The sequence below is a fragment of the Vibrio porteresiae DSM 19223 genome (genome assembly GCF_024347055.1).
GTDB classification, from domain to species: Bacteria; Pseudomonadota; Gammaproteobacteria; order Enterobacterales; family Vibrionaceae; genus Vibrio; species Vibrio porteresiae.
Window position 1 is genome coordinate 1,454,288 of sequence record NZ_AP024896.1, and the last position, 26,250, is coordinate 1,480,537.

Genomic DNA, 26,250 nt, shown 5'->3' on the forward strand with positions numbered 1-26,250 from the left:
AAGAGTGAACATATGATGATCATCCGCTACTTTCTCTTTTTTATCATGACATGCTCTTACTCTGCTCAAGCGCTTGATATCCAACATGAGTTGGGCACGACTCATTTTAAAAGCAGCCCTAAAACCATCGTCGCTTTAGATTGGTCTTTAGCGGAAACCGTGTTGAGTTTAGGGCTACCTTTAGCTGGTGTCGCCGATGCTCAAGGTTACCGAGAATGGGTAGTCAAGCCTTCGTTAGCGTCATCAGCTATTGACGTCGGATCGCGGCGCGAGCCCAATCTGGAATTGCTGACTCGCCTCAAGCCCGATGTCATATTGATCAGTAAACCAATGGCCGCAGCTTACATGCGCCTGAGTAAAATTGCGCCTGTTTTGGTATACAGCTTTTATAATGAAGACAAAACCCCACTCGCTGCTGCACAAACAGTCACTCGTTCGTTAGGTCATTTATTCAAGCGTGAAGCTCAGGCTGAGCAAGTCATTAGCCAAACACAATCGCATTTAAAACGTAATGGCGAACGATTAAAAGCGCTAGGTATTTCCCCATCGTTACTGTTCGTACGTTTTATCAATGACCGAAACCTACGAATTCATGGCCAAGGTTCATTAGCTCAAGCCACTATTACTCAAATGGGGCTGCACAATGATTGGCAGGAGCGCACTAATTCTTGGGGATTTACCACTGCTGGTATTGAAAAGTTAGCAGAACATCAAGAGGCTGAATTAATGATATTCGGCCCAATGTCACCCGTCGTACAACAGAAACTGGATCAATCTCCGCTTTGGCAAGCCATGGCCTTTGTCCGTGATAACAAAAGTCATAAACTGCCCCCCATTTGGACGTTTGGGGGGCTCATCGCTGCACAGCGTTTTAGTGACTATATAACGCAAGAGTTGATAAGCCATCATGAACACTGATTTGACTCCAATCGTTGCTTGGCAAACACCTGTTAGACGCGGCATAGGCCTTCTTATATTGTGCGTGGCTCTACTTGCTTTGCTGCAGTTCACGGCCCCTTATGCTAAGGGATTGCCGTTACTATGGAATACCCTATTTCATTACAATCCAAGCAACTATCAACACCTCATTACCTATTTCACGTATCTACCACGGCTAACCGTCGCTCTGCTATGCGGTTTCAGTTTGGCAATCGCAGGGAACGTGATGCAGCTTGTCTTACGTAACCCTATCGCCTCTCCGACCACACTTGGGGTTGCCGCTGGAGCAGAGTTAGGCAAAGTTCTCGCGATATTAATTCTCCCCACTCAATGGCTTATTCCTGATTTTATTCCCGCCTTTTTCGGTGGAATTGGGGCAACCGCGTTGGTCTTTTTACTAAGTAAGTCAAGAGGATATGCTCCACTGCATATGGTGCTATCCGGTATGGTGATCAGCCTCTTTCTCGGTTCGCTGAATACCATGCTCTTAATGTTACACGAACAGCAATTATCGAGTGTATTCGTGTGGGGAGCTGGAATATTGAATCAAACGGATTGGTCTGTCACTCAACACCTTCTTATGCTGACTCTGCTACCCGTCTTGTTGCTTATGTGTTTACAGCGCCCTCTTGCGAGTCTGCAATTTGGCGATGCGGTAGCAAGTTCCATCGGGGTACATATAAAGCAAATTAAAATCATTTCTCTCTCGCTGGCTGTTTTTATGACTGCGGCAGTCGTCAGCGAAGTCGGACTCATTGGTTTTATCGGTATTGTCGCCCCTGCAATCTCTCGTATTCTTGGGGTCCGCTCTTTAAGTAGACAGCTTTTGGTGAGCGGTACACTTGGCGCCTTGCTGCTGCTTGTGGTGGATCTTATCGTACAACCTTTGTCTGGGCTGGGAGGCGAACAACTGCCTACCGGAGCCATGACCGCACTGATTGGCGCACCATTCCTATTATGGTTACTTCATAGTATTGCGCTGCAAAGCGATTTAAAAATGCGGGCATTGCCATTACAACACTATCGTTCGGTACATCCTGGTACACTTTGGACGCTCTTATCGTTGGGGTTACTTATCACTGTCAGTATTGCTTTGCTTGTCGGGAAAGATTCGTTTGGCTGGAGCATTGATTGGAGTCCTAGGCTATTTGACTTACGAGCCCCTCGAGTTGCGATTGCACTCCTAGCTGGAATTGGGCTTGCGATCGCGGGATTGCTCATTCAACGCATTTCATCGAACCCGATGGCAAGCCCTGAAGTCCTTGGTATCAGTTCAGGGGCCGCACTTTCTTTAGTACTGGGTACCCTTTTCAGCATCGCGATGACGCGAGAACAACAAATGCTGTTCGGCACCTTAGGCGCTCTATTGGCGACAGCGATTATTGCTTGGATGGGGAAAAAGCATCAATTTGCACCAACGCAAACCCTCCTCGCAGGCATTGGACTAAGTGCTGGACTGGACGCTCTGCTACGAATTGCTCTGGCCTCAGGACACGACAACGCCACAACATTGCTGACTTGGCTATCTGGATCTACTTATCTTGTCGAAAATCAAGACGTCTGGTTATTGGCCATCGGTGTCGGCATATTAGGAGGCCTAGCCCTACTATTGCACCGTTGGATAGACATCATTGGCTTGGGTAGCACAACGGCTCAAAGCGTTGGCTTGCCTTTGCCTTGGGTACGTGGCGTATTGCTACTTATTGTTGCAGCATTAACCACCTTATGCACTATCGTACTTGGGCCTCTTAGTTTTGTCGGTTTACTTGCGCCTCATATGGCCCGCACACTGCATCAATACCGAGCGAAACCACAGATGATCACTGCAGCCCTACTGGGGAGTCTCATTTTGGTGGGAGCAGACTGGGTTGGTCGAACCTGGTGGTACCCTTGGCAATTTCCGGCAGGCTTATTAGCCTCTTTATTCGGTGGCGGTTATTTCCTCTATTTGATGCGTCGGTAACTCCCTTTTTCATTTTCTCTTCCCGGGGCTATTCCAGCCCCACCAAAACCACACAAAAGATATTGAAATATAAGTATTTTTTTGTAAAAACGTTACCTATAACACCTAATAGCGAACAAACCATTGATCATGCAAATGATAATGATTACTATTTATAATTATTAAAAATCGGATAGGAGAATCATTCAAATAGACTCTTTCCTGCGTCATTTTGTTATTGAAACAAATGACATTTCACGGGTCGCATTCGCTCACATGTGACCAGCTAAGAAAGATAAATCTCGTTAGATAACGGTAGCAACGTCACCATATAAAGAGTTATTTATCAGTTACTTAAGACTAGAATAAGAGAAATATAACGATGAATTCATTACAAGGCAGTTTCAAGCTGTCGTCAATTGCGCTTGCAGTGGCTGCCATCGGCTTAGCAACGTCAGCGCAAGCAGCACAAACTTCAACGGAAGAAAAAATGGTCGTGGTGTCTAGCCGCACACCAAAAGCAATCAGTGATATTCCCGGCACGGTTTGGTACATCGATTCACAACAGATCGAACAAGAGTATCGTGGTGGTAAAAGCCTAGGAGAAATCCTTGCAGCGACTATTCCCTCTTTAGATGTCAGTAGTGGCGCTCGAACCAACTATGGTCAGAACCTTCGCGGTCGTAAGATGTTGGTGATGATCGATGGCGTTTCACTGCAATCGTCTCGGCAAATTAGCCGCTATATGGATTCTATCGATCCGTTTAATATCGAACGCATCGAAGTGTTATCAGGTGCCACATCAATTTATGGAGCTGGTGCATCAGGTGGTGTGATCAATATCATCACCAAAAAAGCACAGAGCAAAGATCTTAAATTTGAATCCTATGTGGGTGGGACATCAGGTTTTAATAGCAACGAAGATTTTGACTATAAAATCGGGCAATCCATTTCAGGTGGCAACAATAATGTTAAGGCTCGTTTATCTGCCGTGTATACCGAAACACAAGGATTTTACGATGGTGATGGCACGATCGTCACTCCCGATATTTCTCAAGGATCCTTACAATACAATAAAACTGTTGACCTACTCGGTAATGTTGGCATTGACCTTTCTGAAACTAAGCGTCTAAATTTATTAGCTCAGTACTATGATAGCCAGCAAGATTCTCCTTACGGCTTGTATATTATCAATCGCAATTTTATTGATGTGCGCAGAGGCTTTAAGTCCGATCGTGAGCATGGCACTAAACGAGTGATGTTGAGTGCATCTTATGTCGATGATGAGTTCTTAGGGCACCAACTTCTGGCCGAAGCGTCTTACCGAAAAGAAGACCAAACCTATACCCCTTACTATCAAGCGTCGGGACAACAAGTGACTGATGTGTATGCGATGAAATTAGCATTAGCTAAGCAGTTAGACCGTTTGAATCTGGTATACGGCATCGATGGTTATCTAGATAAATTTGATAGTAATCAAGCCCTCTATGACCCAACGATTGCCAGCAACTCAGGAGACATGATTAACCGAACGTTCGCCAAAGTTGGTCGCTACCCTAATATTGATGTCAGTTCTGTGGCGGCCTTCTTACAAGCCGACTACGCACTAACAGAAGATTGGAGCGTCGAAGGCGGTGTTCGTTATCAGTATCTGTATAATAAAATTGATGATTTTGTTGCCTACAATCAACAACGTCGAATCGCCGCTGGTCAAGGCGCGTCTGCAGATGCCGTACCTGGAGGTCACACCAATTATCATGTCGCACTGTTTAACTTAGGTACGATTTATCATCTCTCAGATGAATCGCAAATTTGGGCAAACTTCTCACAAGGGTTTGATGTAGCAGACCCATCAAAATACTATGGTCAAGGTAACTATACATTGGTAGGCGATCACTGGCAGCTCAACGATAGTATCAACGTCAATGACTCCAAAATGGAAGCGATTAAAACCAACAGTTTTGAACTCGGCTATCGTTACGATGATGGAGAACTAGCGCTACAAAGCGCTGCCTATTATTCCAAATCAGATAATTCAGCCACCTATAACCGTACCACTATGCTTATCGAAGAGGTAAGTGATGAAAAACGAGTATACGGTTTAGAAGCGATGTCATCATACTGGCTCAGCAACCATATTCAACTTGGAGCGTCAGGCCATTACGTGGTGTCAGAACTTAAGGGGGATAATGGCTGGGAGGACTTTACGGCGAGTGAAGCCAGTACGTCTAAAGCCAGTGCTTGGGTTGGCTGGCAAGATGACAGTCTCGCTGTCAAAGTGCAAAGCCAAACGATGTTCGATTATGAGGACGATCAAGACAACAAGCTTAATGGCTATACCGTATTCGATTTAGTCGGCAGCTATCAATTACCAGTGGGTAGCTTAGGTTTTGGTATACAGAACCTGTTAGACAAAGATTACACCACGATTTGGGGACAACGTGCTCAAATCCTCTACGCAGCGAACTATGCTGCTGGAGCTTATGACTACAAAGGTCGCGGACGCACCTATACTCTCAATTATCAAGTAACATTCTAATAGCAAAAGAAAAGAGGTCATCAATGAGATGGCCTCTCTTTGCTTAATCAATCTTCTTGGTCATATTGATACTGGTGGTTTGATAACCGAGGGATTGGTAAAGCGCGACGGCGCCTTCGTTATAAGTAAATACGTGCAGCCCGAGTTGTTTAATACCGAGTTTTTGAACGTAGTACTCCGCTTCTTGCAGCGCTTTTTTGGCGTAGCCGCGGCGGCGATAGGCTTCATCAACTTTGATGCTGTAGACAAAGGCGCTTTGAAATAGCGGCGTGACGTTAAGCCATAAATGACCGACTGGCTGGCCGATTTCGTCGGGAGTTAAATTGAAAAAATAGTGATGTGGCGTCTGTTGGCCCTCAGGGAGAATGGTGTCCATCTCCGATTCGGAACGTGCCAATGCGCCTTCTGCAGGCCAACGGCCCGAAGTCACATTTTCTTCTGCGTATTCGAGAGTAGTTTCTGCTTTAAAATGCAGAAACTCTGCTTCGGTCATTTCCGTGAGTAAGTCGATCATCATGATGTCCATGTTCGCCTTGCGCGTTAAGCGCTTAGCCATATTCTAAGCCACGCCGTTTTACCTGCGCGGCAACATGGTACTCTGTTTAGCAGATATCTTCTTGATTGGCTATGAATTTTACAGCGCCATTTCCGGTTCACATAACCAATCGACGGCCTGTTCATAGGTATCAAACGATTCGACTTCACCTTCTGCCATAAACCATTGGCCAACTCGCATGGCCCACCCGACCCAATCATGATTGCCGTAGACCGCGACTTTTTTATCGCCTGAACCGTATTTAATGGCGAGACGTAAATCATCCCACGCAGCGCGCATTTCCCAACCGGCAAACTCGGTGGCATCAAACAGCACTTTCACTTTAGGTTCATCAATTTTGGTGATAGCAGCTTCGAGCATCGGGGCTAAGTGTTGATAATCTTCGTGAGTTAACGTGCCAACCGCCTTTATCGACAGGACAAATTCACTGTTAATCTGTACTAACCCAATCGATACACCATGTTTGTAATAGCTCATCGTCGCCTCCTGGAATAGCTCCGTTGGGTGTACTGAGGCTAAGTCGTCTCTTTCGCTACTACCTAAAATCGTTGCACGCCACTAATTGCGCGGGTAAATGGCGCGGGTAAATCAACCTGCCAATTCACCTTAGACTCTACTCAATGCACCTTGCTCCTATCATTTGGCGAAGATTGACACACCTCTCTAAGCCAAATGCACAGCCTATTTCACTTATTTTTAACGTTAGATTGAGTATAGAAACAGGGAAATAGCGCTGATGTGAATCCGCTAGCGTTATAAAGGGAATGGCGACCTTGAGATCACAACTTGACGAAAAAGGGCGCTTACGCCTGACTTTCCTACACAAATCCCTCGATAAAAATTGAGGGATTTTTTTGAACTTTTATCTCACTGATTGATCTCAACAAAAACTGACAAGTTGAGGTAGGTTACTATGTTTTCAGCAGATACAGAGCAATGGGCCAGAGATACCTTTCACCACTCCGAGTTAGGCGATCGCCGTCGCTCCAAGCGCCTAGTACAACTTGCCTCTTCTTTGGCTAATCATTTAGGACAATCACTTGTGCAATCTTTGAAATCTCCCGCTGATATTGAAGCTGCTTATCGCTTTACTCGCAATCAAGCCATTGACCCTCAAGCCATTGCCGAGGCTGGTTTTGCCGCAACGGTCGAAAATACGAAGCACTATGAGTGCTTACTGGCGTTGGAAGATACCACTTCACTTGAATTTTCCCATTCAACTGTCCGGGGAGACATGGGGCATACGACCTCGAATAATTACTCCCGAGGGATGTTCGCCCACTCCGTCCTTCTTTTTGCACCACACGAGCAGCATGTCGTTGGTCTTATTGAACAAGAGCGCTGGACTCGAAATATCAAAGATTACGGCAAGAGTCAGAATCATGCGAAAAGACCGTATCTTGAAAAAGAGAGCTACAAATGGGAACGCGCATCTCGAGCTATGGAAACTCGCCTTGGCGAAGGGATGAGCAAGATTATCTCCGTGTGTGACCGAGAAGCCGACCTTATTGAATATTTGGCTTACAAAACATCTAATCAACAACGTTTTGTCGTTCGTTCGATGCAAAGTCGCTGCATATTGGAGAGTGAAGATAAACTTTATCAGTACAGCGCGTCCTTAACTGATGCAGGTATGAGAACAGTTCAGGTCAGACAAAAAGGCGGCCGTAAGGCACGACGAGCTGTGTGTGAAGTTCGCTACGCCCCCATTACAGTGAAGGTTCCATCCAACAAAAAGGGAGAACCTGTAGAGCTTTATTATGTAGGCTGTCAGGAGCGTGAACAGGAAAAAGGTCTCAACTGGCATATTCTCACATCAGAGCCAGTCCGCTCAAAAGAAGAGGCCGAACGAATATTAGATTATTACGAAAAGCGGTGGCTAATTGAGGAGTTCCACAAAGCGTGGAAGAGTGGTGGAACTCAGGTTGAAAACTTACGAATGCAAAGCAAAGAAAACTTGGAGCGAATGGTTGTCATACTGGCTTTCATTGCCGTTCGGTTGCACCAACTTCGTTATCTTGGGCTGAACAAAGAAGAAGCCGAGAAACAGAGTTGTGAAATGATATTGAGTCCTCAAAGCTGGAAGATCCTGTGGTCAAAACAGGAAAAGAGAAAGCCGCCAAAGAAAGCACCGAGTCTCTATTGGGCATACATTAATCTTGGGAAATTAGCCGGTTGGTATGATTCTAAACGCAACGGGCGAGTTGGCTGGGAACGGCTTTGGGAAGGATGGTTTATTTTGCAAACCATCCTTGAAGGTTACTTGCTTGCCAAGTCTCTAGATCTTTGAGATGTGATCAAGAGACAGGCTTACGCACCCTTTACTCATGACAGTATGACACTCACCACAACCCGTGTTAGTCGTACTGTGCCACCCCTTTTTCAAACGCACGTAAGTGCTTTTTCGAGGCGTCACGTAAGGCGATAAACAGTTGTTTTACCTCGGTGTACGCTGCATCGTTGATTTGCGGCATGGTAAGAAAACGATCGTACATGGCGATATTATCAATTTCAGCGGTAACGCCTGTCGACAGAGCATCACGTATTGAGCTTGGTAGCATGACATGATCTTTGGCATTATCCACGGGTAGAGGTAATTTAAGCTGTTGATAAAGGGCAACTAAGCGACTGATATGCTGCTCTTCTGCTTGCAAAATATTAGTGAAAGGTTTGACTGAGCCATAGTGGGCAATGATCTCTTGGTATTCTGCTCGCGCCAGATACTCATCTTGAATCGCAAAATTCATTGCTTGCTCAATCGACTGTGGTGGGTTCGCTTTTGAGCCTAGTGCACCAAACGGCGCTTCTTGGGCATGGGTGAACGCAGTCCAACAGAGCATGATCACCACCCAAAAGCTCCAACTGATTTGTCTAAGCCCAATCTTGTTATGCGACATAGCACTCTCCTTGCGTTTTCTTCCAGTATAGAAAGCGCACTTTAGTCACTATGTGAGTTTACCAACACTCTGCCAACAAGGTAGCAAGAGAAACCAGCTTATGCTCCAGGGCGATGGCAATACGATTCGGCGACAACGCCTTTGCCAAAATCTTTGATGGTGATGCTCATATCAAAGAACTTTTGCCCATCCATCTCCTGCCAAAAGTCTTCACCCCGTTCGGATTGCGGATTTGGGCACAATGCTTTAAGTCGTTGTTGGTAGGTCGTATCGAGATTATCGACAAACTTGGTTTTATTCCTGCGATTTTTAGCCATGTTGTATAAGAACTTGTAACTATTCTCATCATTGTGTCCCATGGTAATCGAAACGTAATAGCCATGGCTGCCCTGATGCACATCGGTGATCGTCCAGCCGTTCTGTGTGAACTCGATATTGTGTTGTAGATAATCGCGGATATGTTCAGCTTTACTGTCGCTAAAACAGCCTGACAGCAAACTAACCATTGCGACGACTAAGAGCACTGTCCTGTGCGACAAAGACGTACAAGCCTGAGACGTTGTAAACATGAGAGTCAAACTCCTGAACCATAGATTTGAGTACTGGTTCGGTTAACTAAGCGGCTTTAGTCCGTAACCGACTGTTTCAATATTGTTTTTCTAATGGGAGCAGTATAGCGGGGTGTATAACTGGGTAAAAACTTGCCCGACAGGCAATATCTTGCATAACAAACAGAACTTACTAAGTTTTTCAATTAGTTAACACATGCAAAAAATAGTAATATCAGTTACTTAGCACGCAATTATTTGCGTGACTTAGATCACGTATTGAAAGAAACCTGATATAAATCCCATTTTTCTCTGACTTTAGATAGACAAACGCCCCTAGCATTGAGCCAGAGGCGTTCGAGGTAAATGCCACAACAAGGCGACCTATCTTGATAAATTATGGCGTCTGAGTGACGGATTCCGCCTTCGCATCCGCTCCACCACCGAGCACTTGATAGAGGGTGACACGGTTACCTAACTCAGCCAGTTTCAATGTGATCAGCTCTTGTTGGGTACTGTAATAGCTACGCTGCGCCGTTAAGGTATTGAGATAACTGTCGGCACCGTTACGATACAAGGCATCGGTTAGCTGATAGGTTTTACGGTTAGCGGCAACTTCTCCCTCTTTCGCATCTAAGCGTTCATCAATACGGCGACGCACAGCAAAGGCATTCGCCACTTCCGAAAAGGCGGTTTGAATCGCCTGTTCATATTGCGCCACTTCTACTTTCTCTTCGATCTTCGCCACATCTAACGATGCACGCAGTTCACCCGCGTTAAAGATCGGAATCGAAATCGACGGAATAAACGACCAAGTCCCATGCCCAGCGGAGAACAGATCAGAGAGTTGCTCACTGCTGCGCCCTGCGGTGGCGGTTAATGAAATCGTTGGGAAAAACGCGGCTCGCGCGGCGCCAATATTGGCATTAGCCGCTTTTAGGCTGTGCTCTGCATACAACACATCCGGGCGTTGCAAAAGTACGTCTGATGATAAGTTGTCGGTTAGCGGCGCAAGCGCGATCGCCTGGTCGATATCATCATCACTCGGCAATAACGCCTCTGGCACAGCAGTCCCCACCACCAGCTCAAGTGCATTACGCGCCTGTTCTAAGTTGGTTTGATATAACGCCACATCGCCACGCGCGCTGAAAACACTGGACTGCACCGACGCTAAGTCAACACCCGAAGCAGCGCCTAAACGATGCATCTCTTGAGTTAAACGCAGGGTATTGAGCTGACTTTGATAGGTTTGTTGTGCCAAGGCTAACTGCTGCTGATAAGCCCAAACATTGAGCCAATCGACCGCCACTTCAGAGACCAATGTCATACGCGTGCTGCGTTGCGTCTCTTGCGTTGCCAAATAGGTTTCCATCGCTTCTTGGCTTAAGCTGTCCAGTCGCCCAAACAGGTCGACTTCCCAACTACTGATGCCAACCTTTAAGGCATCGCTGCGAGTAATTGAACCATTGGCTTTACTCGCCGTATGGGTTAGCCCAGCGGTGACTGAAGGATAAAGCGCAGAGTCTTCAATCCGATACTGCGCCCGCGCCTTTTCGATATTGAGTAGCGCAACGCGCAAATCACGGTTGTTATTGAGAGCCATCGCGACAACGTGTTGCAAACGCTGGTCGCGCAATACGCCTTGCCAATCAAGCGTTGTCGTAGATGATTTTTGCGCCGTTGAATCTTGCTCCGTTTTGGTCGCTGCATTAGCGAACTGACTTGGCACTGGCGACGTTGGGCGCTCATATTGAGGCACTAACGAACACCCAGAGAGCAACGCAGCTAAGGTGATTAGAGGGACGTTTTTTACCTTCCACGCGTTCATTGATTCACCTCATCATTACCTTGTGTGGTTCCTTTGACTTTCAGTTTGCGGCCAAACAGCGAGCGAATAATCACATAAAACAGCGGCACAAAGAAAATACCAAAGATGGTTGAAATCAAGGTGCCACCAAATACGCCTGTACCAACCGAGGTGCGGCCGCCAGCGCCCGCACCGGTACTGATAACCAGTGGAAATACGCCCAGCAAAAAGGCCAATGAGGTCATTAAAATTGGGCGCAAACGCAGTTTCGCCGCTTCCAGTGTCGCCTCAACCAGCTCCATGCCCTGCTCTTCCAGCTCTTTCGCAAATTCAACAATCAAAATACCGTTTTTCGCGGCTAAGCCCATCGTCGCCAATAAGCCCACTTGGAAATAGATATCGTTGTTAAATCCACGGAAATAGGTAAATAGCAGCGCCCCAATCACCCCAATTGGCACTGAAAGCATGACTGAAAGCGGCACTGTCCAGCTCTCATACAAAGCAGCAAGACACAAGAAGACAAAGATAACCGACACAAGATAGAGCATCGGTGCTTGGCTGCCTGCTTGTTGTTCTTGGAAGGAGACACCAGACCAGCTATAACCAAAGCCTTGTGGCAGCTGTTTGATGAGTTTTTCCATCTCGCGCATCGCTACACCAGAGCTGACGCCAGGCGCTGGCTGACCGTTGATCTCCATCGCAGACACACCATTAAAGCGTGACAGCGAACTAGGTGCATAGGTCCAAGCGCTGGTCGCAAAGGCAGAAAACGGCACCATATCGCCATCACTGTTTTGCACGCTCCAACGATAGACATCGCTCGGCAACATACGCGATTGCGCTTCGCCTTGGACGTACACTTTTTTGATACGGCCTTTGTCGACAAAGTCATTCACATAAGTACCACCAAACGCGGTTGATAGGGTTGAGTTGATATCACTACTGGTCAGATCCATAGCACCCGCTTTCGCATCATCAATATTGACACTCAAGGTCGGCGCATCATCCAGTTTTGAATAACGAACGTTGGTTAATAGCGGATCTTGTGCCGCCATAGCAATCAGCTGTTTACGTGCACTGACTAACGCCTCGTGGCCTGCGCCGCCAAGGTCTTCCAGTTGCATTTCAAACCCCGTTGCATCACCTAAGCCAGGAATTCCTGAACGGCCAAACGCGTAAATCTGCGCGTAAGGGAATTTTTTCTTCATGGCTTGAGTAATCCGACGTCCAACCTCGGCTGCACTGGCTTCGCGGTCATCCCAATTTTTCAGCCGCACAAAAGCCATCCCTGCACTTTGACCACTTGACCCCATGCTGTAACCAAGAATCGACAGAACACTCGCTACTTCAGGTTGCTGCTCAACATAGGCAGAGACCTGCTTCATTATCACTTCGGTCTTGTTTGCGGTGCTGCCAATCGGCAACTTCACCGACACCATCAAAGAGCCTTGGTCTTCTTCAGGCATAAACGCGGTGGGCAAGGCTCTAAATAACACCCCAATCCCAACCAACACCAACACATACACGCCAATAAATAACCAACGGTGTTTCAGAAACACCTTCACCCCTTTTTGATAGCGTAACGTGCCCAGCTTTAACCCTGTGTTAAAACCGCCGAAGGCTCGTTTCAGTAATCCGGGAGCAGAGGTTGGCTCGCCTAAACCGATCGGCTTAAGCAGCGTGGCGCAAAGTGCAGGGGTTAAGGTCAGTGCGACCAATACCGACAGTACAATAGAAGAGATAATAGTGACCGAGAACTGGCGGTAAATCACCCCAGTCGAGCCTGCAAAAAACGCCATCGGCAGGAGCACGGCACACAGAACTAAGGTGATCCCAATGAGGGCACCAAAGATTTGCCCCATCGATTTTTTGGTCGCTTCCGCCGGAGAGAGTCCCTCTTCCGACATCACACGTTCGACGTTTTCGACCACTACGATCGCGTCATCCACCAGCAAACCGATCGCCAGCACCATAGCGAACATGGTCAAGGTGTTGATTGAGTAACCCATCACGGATAACACGCCAAACGTACCCAATAACACGACAGGTACAGCAATAGCCGGAATTAAGGTCACGCGCCAGTTCTGTAAGAACAGGAACATGATGGCAATGACCAATACCACGGCTTCAAACAGCGTTTGCACTACCTCTTCAATCGAGACCTTAACAAACGGCGTCGTTGAAGATGCAGTGTAGAATTTCACACCCGGTGGGAAATAAGGTGAGAGCTCATTGAGTTTCTGCTCAACCGCCTTACCCACTGTCATTGCATTCGCGCCACTAGCCAGTTCAATCCCCATACTGGCGGCTGGTTTGCCGTTGAACATACTGGTGCTGTTGTAATCTTCACTACCAAGCTCAACCGTCGCGACATCCGATAGACGTACTACCGCACCGCTTGGGTCAGATTTGACGATGATATTACGAAATTGATCGGGCGTTTTTAAGCGACTACGACTGGTGATGGTTGCGTTAAGCGCCTGATTATTAATCGCAGGTAACGCGCCCACTTGCCCAGCAGAAACGTCGGTGTTCTGTGCTTTGATGGCCGCGGTAATGTCTGAAGGCATTAAGGAGTAATGGCGCAATTTAGCAGGGTCGAGCCAGACACGCATCGCGTATTGAGAGCCCATGATCTGCACGTTACCCACCCCAGAAATACGGCTGATTGGGTCTTGAATCATCGACACCATAAAGTCAGCTAAGTCGGTACGATTAAGTGAGCCATCGCTTGAACTGAATGCCAGCATGACAAAGAAGCTTCCGGCACTCGATTTAGATACCGTCAAACCCGAACTCTGTACGGAGTCAGGTAACTTAGATTCTGCCTCTTGCAGTTTGTTTTCTACCTGCATCTGCGCTACGTCAGGATCCGTACCTGCGGTAAAGGTCAGTTTGATCCTAGCCGTGCCGTTTGATTGGCTGGATGAGGTCATGTATACCAAGTTGTCCAACCCAGTCATTTTCTGTTCAATGACTTGGGTGACGGAGTTTTCAACCGTTTGAGCGGAAGCACCAGTGTAAGTGGCTTTAATAGAAATGGTTGGTGGAGCAATGTCGGGATACTGTTCAACCGACAGATGACGAATCGACAAAGCCCCTGCGAACGCGATCATAATCGCAATCACCCACGCGAATACGGGGCGATCAATAAAAAATCGTGACATCCCGTATCCTTACTGTTGTGAACTCGGCAGTTTTTGCGCTTCGGTGAGGAGCTGATCGCCTTCTTGCGTCGTCAATGTGGGGTTAGCAGACGCATGAGAGGTAACCGTTTGACCATCACTCACTTTGGTATTGCCTTCGATGATCAGCTGTTCGCCCGCTTTAAGACCGGATGTGACAATCCACTGGTTATCACGCGCATCGCCAATTTGCACTACACGTTGGTGCACCTTGTGTTCACCATCCAGAACTTTGACTGTGGCTTGGCCTTTGGTGTTATAAGTGACGGACTCTTGCGGTACTAAAATCGCGTTATTATTGACTGCAACTGGCAAAATGGCTTTAACGTACATTCCCGGCAGCAGCATCTGTTCACTGTTGGGAAGTAACGCACGTAGCTTGATGTTACCCGTCGTGGTATCCACTGAGGTACCAACAAATTTAAGTGTGCCCATGTGCGGATAGAGCGAACCATCTTCAAGTTCGATATAGACAGGAATATTGCCTGTTTGCGCGGTTAACACACCGCTTTTGAGCATGCGTTGCAGTTGTAACATCTGCGAGCTTGACTGAGTTAAGTCGACATAGATAGGGTCATATTCTTGAATCGTGGTGAGCGCATCGCTTTGGCTGGCCGTCACCAACGCCCCTGGTGTGTAATCAGAAATACCAATGCGCCCCGAAATTGGCGCTTTGATTTTGGTGTAACCCAAATTGATTTTGGCCGTTTCCAGTGCCGCTTTTGCTACCAGCACGGCCGCTTCATCTTGACGCAGCGTCGCGACCGCTTCATCCAATTCTTGCTGACTGATCGCATCGATCTTAATCAGTTTTTCGTAGCGCTCTACTTTCGGTTTGGCAGACAGCACCGATGCTTCGGCTTCCGCTAGCGAACCTTTGGCATTATCGTAAGCAGCAATATAAGCAGCATCATCAATCTGATACAGAACTTGCCCCTCTTTTACCATCTCACCTTCGGTGAAAAGGCGTTTTTTGATAATACCACTCACCTGTGGGCGAACATCGGACGTCATGTGCGCCACGGTTCGCCCCACTAAGGTTTGCTGCAATGTGAAAGGTTGCGTTGTCACTTGCCAAACCCCAACCTCAATAGGAGCACTCAAAGGTTTCGGTTTCTCTTCAGTACAACCGGTCATTAAAATCGTGGTCAAACACGCGATAAGGCTCGCCGTCACCACACTCTTCTTGCGATAGATAGACAACACCGATCGACTCCAATACAAAAAATGATATTCATTAGCCAAGTTAAACGACAAATGTGCAGATATTATGGAGTTAATATCAGTAACATAGATTTTTCACAAGGTCTGCTATACAGTTCGCTCTATTGTGATCGACCTTTCGGACTCATAGTTTGAACATCAAACTGGGCATTACCAGCAAGCTATTTATCGTGATTCTTGCCTCCTGTACCACCGTACTGTTGGTCAGCAGCATCGCTTCACGACTCTCATTTAAGACCAACTTTCTCGGTTATCTCAATCAGCAGGGTATGAGTCGGATGGAGATGGCGATGCCACAATTGGTCACGGCCTATGAAGAGAATCAATTTAGCTGGGCTTTCTTAGAGCATAACAAGCGAACTTGGTACGATCTGCTGCGTATCTCTCGACACAACAACACGCCAGTGCATGGATTGCCACTGATCTCCGATCAAATTGGGGCCGTACCACGCATGGCTCTTTTGGACACCCAATATCGTGTCATTGTTGGTCATCCAGCGGCAGATGCGCACTCTATTTTGTTACCCATTCGCGTCAATAGCCAAGTCGTTGGGTGGTTTGCCATGATCCCGTTTCAAAAGGCGGTGACCATTGGTGCCATCAATTTCTATCAACAACAGCTCAAAAACTGGTGGATGATTGGTCTTGCTTCGGTGGGTTTTGCCGCGCTGATTGCTTGGCTGATCAGTGGTACTGTGCTGCGCCGCGTGCACCGGATGAAAAATGCCACTCAGCAATTAGCCCAAGGCAATTACGGCGTTCGTCTCACGGCAGACCACAATGATGAAGTGGACGAACTAGCCAACCATTTCAACTTATTAGCCCAAGAGCTTGATGATACAGAGCAAAAGCGGCGTCAGTTTATGACCGATATCTCTCACGAACTGCGCACCCCATTGGCCGTCATGCGCGCTGAAATTGAAGCAATTGAAGACGGCATTCGCCCAATGAACAGCCAATCACTTGGTTCGTTGGCGCAGCAAATGGGCCAACTCAACAAGCTGGTGGACGATCTGCATGAGCTTTCTGTGACGGATAATGGTCTCAATCCTGCGCGCTGTAACTGCGTGGATTTAGCGATGTTGATTCAATCGACAGTGGACGGTATCGAGACTCAAGCGCTCAAAGCGGGACTGGAACTGAAATTTACGCCTTATACAGGCCCGATGTTGCTGCAAGGTGATGAAGTAAGATTGATCCAACTCTTCTCTAACTTGTTGAACAATTCAGTAAAATACACTCAATCCGGCGGCCAATTGGTGGTGCGCTGTGAATTCCTAAACTCTAGCGCCAGCATCACGATTGAAGACAGTGCGCCTGGAGTTGCTGCGCACCACTTGCCGCATCTATTCGAACGTTTCTATCGTTGTGACTCCTCTCGCAGCCGTAAAAGCGGAGGCAGTGGCTTAGGGCTGGCGATTTGTCGCAACATCGTCATCGCCCATCATGGTCAAATTGTTGCGACTCAGTCCCCCTTGGGTGGGTTACGCATCACTATTACTTTGCCGGTAAGCTTATGTTAAATCAGTCTAATTCTGCTCATATTATGATTGTTGAAGATGAGATGGCACTTGCGTCAATCATGAACGACTACTTGGTCGCTTCGGGATATCACTGTACCCACGTGGCTGATGGTGCAGAAGTCTTGGAGACATTTCATCAGGTTCAACCGGATCTCATCTTGCTGGATTTAATGTTACCCAATGTCGATGGGATCACCCTGTGCCAAGCGCTACGCCAAGAGACTGATGTACCGATTATGATCGTCACCGCTAAAGTGGATGAAATCGACCGAATTTTAGGGCTGGAAGTGGGCGCAGATGATTATGTGTGTAAACCGTTTAGCCCAAGAGAAGTGGTGGCACGAGTGAAAGCAGCACTGCGCCGCCAAATGCGCATGACGACACCATCATTATCGGGTTTAAAAATCGACCATGAGACTTTCAGTGTCACCATGCACGGCGTACCGATCAAACTCACCCAAGTAGAATTTCGCCTGCTCACCACCCTGTCACAAAACCCGGGTCGAGTTTTCTCGCGCGATCAATTGATGGATTCCGTCTATTCAGATCATCGTATCGTTACCGACCGAACGATTGATAGCCATATCAAAAACTTACGTAAAAAGCTGGGTGAGCAAGGCGAAGAGTGGATTCAGTCCATTTACGGTGTCGGTTATCGTTTTGAAGATAATACCTAGTTTCCCCCTCTTGCTAGGCAAGCGGCGCGGCTAACAGCATCTCATATTCAAACTCCGTTTCTGCCACCGCACGAAAACCAAGGCGTTCGTACAAGCTGCGCGCAGGGTTACTTTTTAGCACTCCTAATGTCACGGCAACCTGCTCTTGTTCCGCTCGGTTGATTAAGTCTCGAAGTAAACGGCTACCAATGTGATGATTTTGATAATCAGGATGTACTTGAATCTGCACCACAAACCACTGCTGCGTCTCTGGAAGAAAAGTCGCTTTGAACAGCCCCGCACTGTGGCCATCGACCTCAATAATATTGGCATCTTCAAAGTGCAACATAATGCGCTCCAAATAGGCCTTTTGACTGGTGGGCGAGCCCGTCTCTTCCAGATAGCGGCGCATGGTGATATCACGCAATTCTAATAAGTAAGGAATATCTGTTGCTGTTGCTTTTCTTAACGCAAAATCCATTGTTCTTCCTTTATTCAATAAGAGTGGTCGCTATAAGTACAACGTACCTTTGACTATGGTTTTCGCTTTACCACGCAATGCGACCCGTTGCTGCGCAAGTAAAGTGCAATTAACATGTCCGCCACGTTGGGAAGCCTGATAACCATCCAGTTGCGTTTTATTGAGCTTTTCACCCCAGTAAACCGCCAAAGCACAGTGCGCAGAACCGGTGACTGGGTCTTCATTGACGCCAACCCAAGGTGCGAAATAACGTGAGACAAAATCGAGTTTATTGCAGCCCGCTTTTGACGTTACCACGATCCCTCTTCCTGGTAACTGTTTTAAGCGCTCAAAACTCGGCGCTAGTGAGATGAGTAATTGCTCACTATCAATTTCGATCAGTTCTTTGTTATCAAACTGCAGATAACTGACGACGCTCTCTTCATCAATGCCCAGCAGCGCCAGTTTCTCTCGCGCCATCTCAGCACCATGCAACTTTGCCTGTGGGAAATCAAGAGCTATGACATCCTCTTCAATCGTTGCGGTAAGCGGACCAGACATGGTGTTAAAAACCAGCGCATCACCCAAATGAGCCTCGCCGCGCTCTTTGAGCACATGAGCCAGCGCCAACGTGCCATGCCCACATAATGCCACTTCCACTTGCGGCGTAAACCAGCGCAATTGCCCAGTGTGGCGAACATAAAAAGCAGTTTCTGATAACGCCATTTCCCGAGCGATTGACAGCATCTGTTCTTGACCTAATGCCTCTTCAGTAATGCAAACACCGGCAGGATTGCCCTTAAACGCTTCGGTAGTAAATGAATCTACCTGATAGATATCCAATTCCATGAAATGTCCTTATGTCTAGGGTAGATTGAAGGGTGCAATAGTTTGAAAAATCACGCAATGACTTCACCTTTGCACCCAAACTGAGTGTGATTCTCTGTGTCAGTGTGCTTGAACATGACAAGAAATTCGAGTCGAGATCGGCTCTTTTACCGCTATTTGACAGAATATTGTCATTGGTCAAGCCCCGAGTATTTGCCGCCAGCCGGGAACGTCTGCCCCGCGATGTCACCAATAAAAAAGCACCTGAACATCAGGTGCTTTTGGCTGCCAATCTAACATTGTTATCTGTATTCGTGGTTAGGCTTACTCTTCACTTAGCCGAGAGGTCCACCCGCGATCGTCACTTTCAACCCTTCGATGATGTGTTCGCCACTCTCTTGCTTGAGCTCGTTATACCACTGCTCGGTTTTGATCATCTGTTTGCCATGGGTGACATCGCAACGTTTGCGTGCCTTGAGTACCAAATCTTTGACTCGCTCTGCGCGCAAGCGTTGATACTCAGACAAAGCTTGCTCAACATCGTCGTAATGTTGCAATACATTAGAGAGCACAACCGCATCTTCAAAGGCGGCGCATCCACCTTGACCGATATCGGGTGTGGTGCTGTGTCCTGCATCGCCAAGTAGAGCAACGCGACCTTTTACTAAGGTAGGAAACGGTTCAATATCATGAACTTCAATTCGATTGATCTTACTGTCATCAATGGCAGCAATCAGTTTTTGCACCGGTTCACACCAGCCAGCAAAGTAACGCGCCAAATCCGCTTTCGCAGTGCTACGATCTTCTGCCAAACCTTTGGCTAAAGGCACATCAAAGAAGTAGTAAAATTGGCCGCCAGCAATGGGCATCAAAGAGACACGTTTGCCCTCACCAACAAACGTTGTCCATTGGTTATCAGGGGCAATCTCAGTGTCGATATCAACTAAGCCATTCCAGTTCACATACCCTGCGTAGCGGCGTTCTGGCTGATACCCCAGCACATAAGGGCGAATCACAGAGTGCGTGCCATCTGCGGCAATCAAAAAATCGGCGTGCTCAGTTGAACCATCCGTGAAAAATGCGGTGATACCAAAATTATCTTGTTCAACCTTTTCAATCACTTTGCCGAAATGGACAGTCTCTCTGCCCCACCAATCGATCATACTCGCTTGCAGATCCGCGCGAGAAACAGGGCAAGGGCGCTCCCCGACCGCTTCAATCAGCGGCTGTAAACTAAATTGGGTCATCACCTGATTGGTCAACCCTTCGATATAAGCCATGTGATGCATTGGGCCGCCAAGTTTATCCATGATCTCCCCCATACCGAGGTAGTTCATGCATTTCACTCCGTTAGACCAAACCGAAATGGCGGCACCCACAGGCTTATTCTCTTTTACAGCTTCAAAGACTTCACAATCAATCCCTTGTTTACGCAAGGCGGCAGCAGCAGACATGCCCCCCATTCCAGCCCCAATGACGATTCCTTTCATCTGTTGTTTCCTTTTTCTGCTGAGAAAAGCGCTGATGGTTTAGCAAACAATCCATCCACACTTGTTCTCGTTGGATATTGTATACAATCTAGGCATATCCCATGCCAATTTTCCTCGCCCAAAAAAGCAAACGTTTACCTTTTAAATAATATTATTTTTCAGATAGATAACTAATAACAAACGCTAAAGAAATCACGCTATAAAATCGAACATGTCATCCCTGTCGAACTAAAATTGTGCACGATAACAGGAAATGAGTAATTACGGTGCAACCGTTTCATCAAGCCCAATCTTTGCATCAATCGTTACGCCGCTTTCACTAAACGCTAATGAAGACTATGGTTATAGCAAGGCGATCGGTCATGCGTAAGGATGCGACGATGAGAAGATATGTCACTGCTTGTATAGAAACTCGCAACGGTTCACTGCCAGTAACTCATCTTGCGGCGTGGGCTGCCGAACGGTTGCAAGCACCATTAAAGCTGGTGCATGTGGTGGATGATGAAGATATCTGCCTCGATACGGATTTTGCCTGTTACGCCGGTTTAGGCGGCCATGAGGAGATGATCGATTCGTGGTGTAGCTCGGCCTTATTGCGTTCTCATCATCAAGTCGAACAGAGTCAACACCTTCTCAACGAACTACAACAAGAGTTACAAGAGCATACGGCAAGTCACATCTATCAAGAGCAGTATCATGGGCATCTTATCGAGACATTAAATGCCCATGAACTGGAAATTCGCACCCTCGTTGTCGGCAAGACTGGGCACTCTTTTCAACTGGAACAGTCGACGTTAGGCCATCACATCGAGCCATTGCTACGCACATTTGCTGGCAACATCTTAATTGCCCCGCACTCCTATCAACAAGTTCCAGACCGTTTTATGCTGGCCTTTGATGGTTCGGTTCATGCCGAAGAGATACTCGAAAAAGTGGTTAGTTCGCCGATGTTGGCAAGCCTTCCATGCCATTTGGTCATGGTCAATGAAACCCCGTATACCCATCATGCTCTGATTCGTGCTCAAGAAAGGCTGCACCAAACAGGATTTGAAGTGACCACGACGCTACTGCGTGGCTCGATTGCCGAAGCGATTGCAGAATTTCAAACCCAGCAACATATTCCACTATTGGTGATGGGAGCTTATAGTCATTCAAAATTGCACAACTGGGTGTTTGGTAGTCACACCAATACCATTTTGAATCACACGGATGCGTCGGTGTTGGTCTTGCGTTGATACTCCCTAGTAGCAATACAGCACTATCGCTACTCAGTGAGGTTAAGCGAGGTAATTGCCATTTTTTTGATCTTTATTAGGACATAGCAACTGATTGGTTGATATAGTCAACCATAATACTAAATTGCTGCCTGCACCATTCCTATGAATCGTAATAGCTTAGAACAACAAATTGCCCATTTAACCCAAAGTATCAGAGAGAACATCTCTAAAGATCTGATTAAAAGAGGGATAACCCTCACTTTCTATCAGAGCTTAGTGCTGTTTCGCGTCGCAGAGAAAACACCGTGTACTGCACACGATGTGGTGGTCACCACCAAGAAAGACAAGGCGCAAATCACTCGCTTGGTTAACGACCTCATTGCCATCGGCTATTTAGACCGTGAACCCAATCCCGCCGACAAACGCCAGCTACTCCTTACTTTGACCGCGGAAGGCCAAGAATGCTATGAAGAGATCCGCGCCATCCGCCAAAAAATCTCAGAAAAAATGACCCAAGGAATTGCCCCCGAACAGCAGCAACAAATGCTAAGCTGGATTCAAGTGATGGAAAATAATCTTAGCCACTAAGAGCGGTGAACATAGTTGAGATGAAAAAAAAGCAGCGCATTTGCGCTGCTTTGGGAAACATACGGTAAGCTGTCGGGAAACAGTAATGTTAATCAGGTCAGGAGATATTAACTAGGAAACTCTCCATTGGCATGATTAGCCTTATTTACCGTATATGTCGAAATCGAAGTATTGTTTCGCAATCTTGTCGTAAGTGCCATCAGCGTGCATCTCTGCTAGCGCTTTGTTGATGCTGTTTTTCAGCTCAACATCGGCCTTACGAATACCGATACCTGCGCCAACGCCAAAGTATTTTGCATCATTCACTTCAGGGCCACTGAAGTGGAAGCCTTTACCAACAGGGCGTTTTAAGAAACCATCATTTGCTGCAACAGCATCTTGGAATGCAGCATCCAAACGGCCATTGACCATATCGGCATAGACGATGTCTTGGCTTTGGTAAGTAACAACATCAACACCTTTCTTCACCCACTGCTCTTTGGCGTAGGTTTCTGCAGTCGTGCCTTGGAATACACCCACACGTTTACCCTTTAAAGACTCAGGTGTTGGTTGCAGTGTCACTGAATTTGCAGTCACAAGACGTGCAGGTGTGCCATACAATTTGTCTGAGAAATCGATCTGTTTTTCACGCGCTGGCGTGATCGACATAGACGACAAAATCGCATCAATTTTCTTCGCTTTTAACGCTGGGATAAGGCCATCAAAATCACTTTCAACCCAAGTACAGTCTGCTTGAATACGTTGGCAGATCTCTTTACCTAAGTCGATATCGAATCCAGCCAGTGAACCGTCTGACTTTTTGAATTCGAATGGAGCATAGCCTGGTTCAACCCCTAGACGCACTTTATTAGCTGCAAAGCTTGACGTTGATAGTGCGATTCCTGTTAGTAATACGGCAATGATAGTCTTCTTCATACTGGCTCTTATTTTTAGTTGTTTATTGTTGTACTGCGCTGTATTTGCAAATGTTATTTGGTTGCACCCTAAGTGCGTGGTGCTATTTTTACAATAATCAAAATGAATAATCAAGTAATATTTTTGACTTATTATTCATTAATGGGAAATTGACATGAGATTGTATTCAAAAAAGCATCAGCAAAAAACACGAGCAAAAAAAAGACCAGCCGCTGGCTGGTCTTACCGTGAAACATGAGAGATGGCTGTTACAGCGTGAATTTCGCCACCAGTTGGCTCTGCTCCGTCGCCAAGGTATTGAGTGATTCACTGTTGTTGGCCAAGGTTTCCGAGTCCGTGGCAATGTTGGAAGCCATATCGGAAATGGTAACGATGTTAACGGCCACTTCTTTGGCAACCACGCTTTGCTGCTCACACGCTGTGGCAATTGACCGACTCATTTCATTAATCGTCCCTAGACGAGCAATCATGGCGCGCAGTGACGCATGGGTTTCTTCGGTTTGTGTCACCGACTGATCTGCGTTGGACAAATTGCTCTCCATGATCCCCACCGCCTGCTGTGCCATTTTTTGCAGGCCATCGATTTTCTGACTAATTTCATCCGCCGAACGACGAGAATGAGTGGCAAGTGAGCGCACCTCATCAGCCACCACCGCAAATCCACGACCGTTTTCCCCTGCACGCGCGGCTTCAATGGCCGCATTCAATGCCAGCAGGTTGGTTTGCTCAGAGATGGTTTGGATCACTTCAATAAAATGCCCTATCTCTTGCGTTTCACCGGATAGTTTAAGAATCAGTTCCGATGCGCTCTCTAAAGAGGTTTTAAGCGAACCAATAAATTCCAAGTTATTTTGCATGTTAGCAATATTGGTGTTGGCTGAATCGGTGACTTTTTCCACCTCATTGCTGGCATCGCTCGCATGATGAGCGACTTCATCGACGGCCACTTCCATCTCCGTAATCGCGGTGGCGATAGAGTCCGTCTGCTTGCGCTGCAATGCCAAATCACGATGGGTTTTATCACTCATCGCATAACTGTCGCCAGCCACTTGAGTCAGGGTATTCGCTGACTGTTTCACACTACCAATAAGATGGTGAAGCTGCTTACCCAGTTGGTTAATATCACGCACCACTATGCCCATTTCTGAGCGAAACTCTTCTTTAATGGTCCATGCCAAATTGCCATTCGCCAGCTCGCTTAACGCTTTCGTAATCACGTTAAGTGGACGCTTAATGGCGTAAACCACCGTGCCTGCAACAACGACGGCCACAATGATCGACACCAAAGAGAGCACAACATTGGTGATCATTGAGTAGGAAGCTTGTTGCTCGGCTTCAGCGCGTGCTGCATCGGACAAGTGACGTACTTGAGTGGTGATCTCTCCTGCATCATCAATAATTCGATCCACTTGTTGACCTAAGATGGCCAATTTGGCGCTACTTTGTCTCTGTAAAGCCAGCGATTGCAGATGCTGGCTCATCAATCCTTCAGGAGCAACCACTGTGCGAGTAAGCAAATCAATATAAGGCTGCAGCGTTTTTTTACTGTCTGGCATCTCTTTGATGACCGAAGTGAGCTTTTCGCTAAACAGTGCCAGATGCTCTTTCACCTGCTTAGTCAGAGATTGGATGTCTTGATCGTTTTCAACGAGTAATGCTTTTTGCAGCAAGTTTTCGACACTCTTTCCTTTTGCTTCAGCGATATCTAAATCAATTACCACCAGCTCCAGATTGTTCCATTCTGCTTCAGAGTTCAGCGCCGTTAAATCTTGCTCAAGATTTTTCCATCCTGCTTCAAATTGCATCAGTTCTACAGTAGAAGCGTTCTTAGCCGCAATACGTTGATCCTGAATTTGCAAATGTTGCTCAGCGCCGTGAATCAATGCACTCGCCTCTTCGTCAACCTTAGTTAACTGCTGATTAAGCTCTGGGTAATTTTGTAAACGCTGTGCCAGTTTGTCACGGTTCGTCTGGTAGTGACTGACGGCTTCACGAAATTCCGCTGCCAGTTTTTGGCGCTGCGCCTGATCGTTTTCATTCGCGTGGAACAGCGTAATGCGATTGATGTTTTCCAAATCCAGTAACAAGGTGTTCGACCCGTCAAGCAACTCCGTCAATGTCGAGGAAGTGAGCTTTAACTGATCAGCCATTTTTACTTGGGAAACATAAGCAGAAACACTAATGCCTAAAACCAAAAGGATCACTACAGCAAAACCTGCAATCACCCGGTGTATAAGAGACAAATACATCATAAACCTCTGAACTAAGGAGCATAGTGCTGCAGCGAATGCGATAATGCGCACAACTCGCTGCAACAATGTATGTCACCTGTATACCATCCGGTTATGAAGGTTATGTGTACGTGATGGCTACTTTTTCGCCAATCAGTATCCGTAGGAAGGAATAACTAGTGCAGATTGCCAGAGAACTATGACTCTGTGGTTACAGAAAAATGATTAAAAAAGAAAGTGATAGATTAATACAAAAAAAGCACTGGGTAAGCCGGCAAAAAACAGCGTCCATTCTGGTTTTTTATACCAGCTGGAATCTTGCTTACCCTTTTCTATAGCGGTCTTTTTTGCCGCCATCACTTCATCGCGGCGCAGCCAATTGATTTTGCCTTTCTTACCTTGATCGCTAACGCGGGTCATTGTCATAAGGCCAGCAACACACCAAAACGTCACCAGTAAAAAGAACGCATAATCAACCCAATGTACCAACTGAAATACGTCGAGCCATTGTTCTTCGGCATACAAGAGCGCCAAACCAACCACATTAACTAACACAACAAACTGGAACCATTTGGCAAATTTCACTGGGTAAACCTCTTTATTAATCCCTTTCTTATCTCAGCGCGCACTATACCCAAAACCTCACTGTGTGACCATGCCCAGCGTTGCCCCTTGTTAGCACCGCACAATCCTATCCAAAACACG

Annotated in this window: 21 protein-coding genes; 8 read left to right on the forward strand and 13 right to left on the reverse strand. The window is 46.9% G+C overall.

The window, feature by feature from the left end:
- Positions 1 to 12: 12 nt before the first annotated feature.
- From OCV11_RS23185 to OCV11_RS23195, 3 genes are all read left to right on the forward strand, one after another.
- Entirely contained in the window at positions 13 to 918 is a 906-nt protein-coding gene (locus tag OCV11_RS23185) for an iron-siderophore ABC transporter substrate-binding protein (protein WP_261896816.1), read from the forward strand.
- The gene (gene fhuB / locus OCV11_RS23190) at positions 908 to 2,902 is read left to right on the forward strand and encodes a Fe(3+)-hydroxamate ABC transporter permease FhuB (RefSeq protein ID WP_261896817.1); all 1,995 of its coding nucleotides are present in this window, start codon (positions 908 to 910) and stop codon (positions 2,900 to 2,902) included. The genes OCV11_RS23185 and fhuB overlap by 11 nt, the downstream gene beginning before the upstream one ends.
- 361 nt (positions 2,903 to 3,263) lie before the next feature.
- Positions 3,264 to 5,420 carry a TonB-dependent receptor gene (locus OCV11_RS23195; RefSeq protein ID WP_261896818.1) on the forward strand — a complete coding sequence of 719 codons (2,157 nt, stop codon included), beginning with the start codon at positions 3,264 to 3,266 and terminating at the stop codon, positions 5,418 to 5,420.
- Positions 5,421 to 5,463: 43 nt separating this feature from the next.
- Here the strand turns inward: OCV11_RS23195 and OCV11_RS23200 are convergent, their stop codons facing one another.
- Both OCV11_RS23200 and OCV11_RS23205 read right to left on the reverse strand, forming a co-directional pair.
- Positions 5,464 to 5,976 carry a GNAT family N-acetyltransferase gene (locus OCV11_RS23200; protein WP_261896819.1) on the reverse strand — a complete coding sequence of 171 codons (513 nt, stop codon included), beginning with the start codon at positions 5,974 to 5,976 and terminating at the stop codon, positions 5,464 to 5,466.
- 78 nt (positions 5,977 to 6,054) lie between these two features.
- Positions 6,055 to 6,453: a SpoIIAA family protein gene (locus OCV11_RS23205; protein WP_261896820.1), complete on the reverse strand. Its 399-nt coding sequence runs from the start codon at positions 6,451 to 6,453 to the stop codon at positions 6,055 to 6,057.
- 436 nt (positions 6,454 to 6,889) lie between these two features.
- Here OCV11_RS23205 and OCV11_RS23210 point away from each other — a divergent pair, with 436 nt between their 5' ends.
- Entirely contained in the window at positions 6,890 to 8,266 is a 1,377-nt protein-coding gene (locus OCV11_RS23210) for an IS4 family transposase (protein ID WP_261892255.1), read from the forward strand.
- 67 nt (positions 8,267 to 8,333) lie between these two features.
- On the opposite strand, the gene OCV11_RS23215 is transcribed toward OCV11_RS23210, so the two are convergent.
- The 5 genes from OCV11_RS23215 to OCV11_RS23235 all read right to left on the reverse strand — a co-directional run bounded on the left by OCV11_RS23215 (position 8,334) and on the right by OCV11_RS23235 (position 15,619).
- The gene (locus tag OCV11_RS23215; protein WP_261896821.1) at positions 8,334 to 8,873 is read right to left on the reverse strand and encodes a ferritin-like domain-containing protein; all 540 of its coding nucleotides are present in this window, start codon (positions 8,871 to 8,873) and stop codon (positions 8,334 to 8,336) included.
- A gap of 98 nt (positions 8,874 to 8,971) precedes the next feature.
- A complete protein-coding gene (locus OCV11_RS23220; RefSeq protein ID WP_261896822.1) occupies positions 8,972 to 9,442 on the reverse strand; it encodes a hypothetical protein in 471 nt (156 codons plus the stop codon).
- A 376-nt stretch (positions 9,443 to 9,818) separates the two neighbouring features.
- Positions 9,819 to 11,249: an efflux transporter outer membrane subunit gene (locus OCV11_RS23225; RefSeq protein ID WP_261896823.1), complete on the reverse strand. Its 1,431-nt coding sequence runs from the start codon at positions 11,247 to 11,249 to the stop codon at positions 9,819 to 9,821.
- Positions 11,246 to 14,395: an efflux RND transporter permease subunit gene (locus OCV11_RS23230; protein ID WP_261896824.1), complete on the reverse strand. Its 3,150-nt coding sequence runs from the start codon at positions 14,393 to 14,395 to the stop codon at positions 11,246 to 11,248. The genes OCV11_RS23225 and OCV11_RS23230 overlap by 4 nt, the downstream gene beginning before the upstream one ends.
- A 9-nt stretch (positions 14,396 to 14,404) precedes the next feature.
- On the reverse strand, positions 14,405 to 15,619 hold the full coding sequence (locus tag OCV11_RS23235) for an efflux RND transporter periplasmic adaptor subunit (RefSeq protein WP_261896825.1): 1,215 nt from the start codon (positions 15,617 to 15,619) through the stop codon (positions 14,405 to 14,407).
- 653 nt (positions 15,620 to 16,272) lie between these two features.
- On the opposite strand from OCV11_RS23235, the gene OCV11_RS25095 reads away from it, so the two are divergent.
- Together OCV11_RS25095 and OCV11_RS23245 are read left to right on the forward strand one after the other, a co-directional pair.
- Complete coding sequence (locus tag OCV11_RS25095; protein ID WP_373332852.1) at positions 16,273 to 17,160, forward strand: ATP-binding protein; 888 nt, start codon at positions 16,273 to 16,275, stop codon at positions 17,158 to 17,160.
- Positions 17,154 to 17,837, forward strand: a complete 684-nt coding sequence (locus OCV11_RS23245; RefSeq protein WP_261896827.1) for a response regulator — start codon at positions 17,154 to 17,156, stop codon at positions 17,835 to 17,837. Before OCV11_RS25095 ends, OCV11_RS23245 begins: the two co-directional genes overlap by 7 nt.
- A gap of 13 nt (positions 17,838 to 17,850) precedes the next feature.
- Here the strand turns inward: OCV11_RS23245 and OCV11_RS23250 are convergent, their stop codons facing one another.
- The 3 genes from OCV11_RS23250 to hpxO all read right to left on the reverse strand — a co-directional run bounded on the left by OCV11_RS23250 (position 17,851) and on the right by hpxO (position 20,594).
- Positions 17,851 to 18,297, reverse strand: coding sequence for a GNAT family N-acetyltransferase (locus OCV11_RS23250; protein ID WP_261896828.1), 447 nt, complete (start codon positions 18,295 to 18,297; stop codon positions 17,851 to 17,853).
- Between the two features lie 30 nt (positions 18,298 to 18,327).
- Positions 18,328 to 19,125, reverse strand: coding sequence for a PhzF family phenazine biosynthesis protein (locus tag OCV11_RS23255; RefSeq protein WP_261896829.1), 798 nt, complete (start codon positions 19,123 to 19,125; stop codon positions 18,328 to 18,330).
- 314 nt (positions 19,126 to 19,439) lie between these two features.
- On the reverse strand, positions 19,440 to 20,594 hold the full coding sequence (hpxO, locus tag OCV11_RS23260) for an FAD-dependent urate hydroxylase HpxO (protein ID WP_261896830.1): 1,155 nt from the start codon (positions 20,592 to 20,594) through the stop codon (positions 19,440 to 19,442).
- Positions 20,595 to 20,974: 380 nt separating this feature from the next.
- On the opposite strand from hpxO, the gene OCV11_RS23265 reads away from it, so the two are divergent.
- Together OCV11_RS23265 and OCV11_RS23270 are read left to right on the forward strand one after the other, a co-directional pair.
- Positions 20,975 to 21,829: a universal stress protein gene (locus tag OCV11_RS23265; protein WP_261896831.1), complete on the forward strand. Its 855-nt coding sequence runs from the start codon at positions 20,975 to 20,977 to the stop codon at positions 21,827 to 21,829.
- Positions 21,830 to 21,973: 144 nt separating this feature from the next.
- On the forward strand, positions 21,974 to 22,399 hold the full coding sequence (locus OCV11_RS23270; protein ID WP_261896832.1) for a MarR family winged helix-turn-helix transcriptional regulator: 426 nt from the start codon (positions 21,974 to 21,976) through the stop codon (positions 22,397 to 22,399).
- A 141-nt stretch (positions 22,400 to 22,540) separates the two neighbouring features.
- Here OCV11_RS23270 and OCV11_RS23275 read toward each other — a convergent pair whose 3' ends face one another.
- The 3 genes from OCV11_RS23275 to OCV11_RS23285 all read right to left on the reverse strand — a co-directional run bounded on the left by OCV11_RS23275 (position 22,541) and on the right by OCV11_RS23285 (position 26,130).
- A complete protein-coding gene (locus tag OCV11_RS23275; RefSeq protein ID WP_261896833.1) occupies positions 22,541 to 23,314 on the reverse strand; it encodes an ABC transporter substrate-binding protein in 774 nt (257 codons plus the stop codon).
- Between the two features lie 248 nt (positions 23,315 to 23,562).
- Positions 23,563 to 25,557: a methyl-accepting chemotaxis protein gene (locus OCV11_RS23280; RefSeq protein ID WP_261896834.1), complete on the reverse strand. Its 1,995-nt coding sequence runs from the start codon at positions 25,555 to 25,557 to the stop codon at positions 23,563 to 23,565.
- 213 nt (positions 25,558 to 25,770) lie between these two features.
- Entirely contained in the window at positions 25,771 to 26,130 is a 360-nt protein-coding gene (locus tag OCV11_RS23285) for a hypothetical protein (RefSeq protein ID WP_261896835.1), read from the reverse strand.
- Positions 26,131 to 26,250: the final 120 nt, after the last annotated feature.